We start from the raw sequence: 866 nt of genomic DNA, 5'->3' as shown, positions 1-866 counted from the left end.
CCGTATCAGATCGCCAGCAAGCTGAAAGAAGAAAAAATCCTAATTCCGTCCGCTTACCTTGCCCAGCACGGCGAGGGTGTGAATAAAAACAAGACTTTCAAAGATGTGTACGGCTGGGGTTCTTCCACCATCTGCAACATTCTTGAAAAGCGTGAATATCTGGGACACACCATCAACTTCAAGACTCGAAAGCACTTCAAGGACAAGAAAAGCCATTATGTCCCGGAGGACGAATGGACGATTTTCGAGAATACCCATGAAGCTATCATTGACCAGCAGACCTTTGACCTTGTGCAGAAAATCCGTGGGAATGTCAGACGCTACCCGGACGGCTGGGGCGAAGCAGCTCCCCTCACAGGCTTGCTTTATTGTGCCGATTGCGGCGGCAAGATGTATGTCCACCGTACCAACAACGGCAAGCGTATTTCTCAATATACCTGTTCCCAATACAGCAAAGTCCCAGTTGGAAAGCTCTGCACGACACAGCACCGTATCAATGAAGATGTGGTACTGTCCCTTGTTTCCGAAATGCTCAAAGCTATTGCCGAGTATGCCAAGCATGACCGAGCCGAGTTTGTCCGTGTGGTGCAGGAAGCGCAGTCCAGCCAGCAGACGGCAGAGGTCAGAAAACAGCGCACACGCCTTGCCACAGCAAAGCAGAGAGTTTCCGAGCTGGAAGTCCTGCTCTGCAAAATCTATGAGGACAACATTTTAGGCAAGCTGTCCGACAGCAGATACGCCACTCTGGACGCTCAATACGAAAAGGAACAGTCCGAGCTTACCGCTGAAATCTCTGTTCTGGAAAAGGCTGTCAAGAGCTATGAGAAGCACGAAAAGGACGCTGACCGTTTTATCGCTCTGATTGA

The 866-nt window shown here is 50.0% G+C and carries 1 protein-coding gene; it reads left to right on the top strand.

Features of this window, described 5'->3' with window-relative positions:
• A partial coding sequence (locus tag PGS25_RS15810) for a recombinase family protein (protein ID WP_270419425.1) occupies positions 1-866 on the top strand: 866 nt, incomplete at both ends.

Origin of the sequence: Butyricicoccus sp. AM78-15b2TA (assembly GCF_027665985.1) — a bacterium.
GTDB lineage: Bacteria > Bacillota > Clostridia > Oscillospirales > Butyricicoccaceae > Agathobaculum > Agathobaculum butyriciproducens.
The sequence above is the reverse complement of the archived record's forward strand: the minus strand, read 5'-3'. Positions and strand labels throughout refer to the sequence as shown.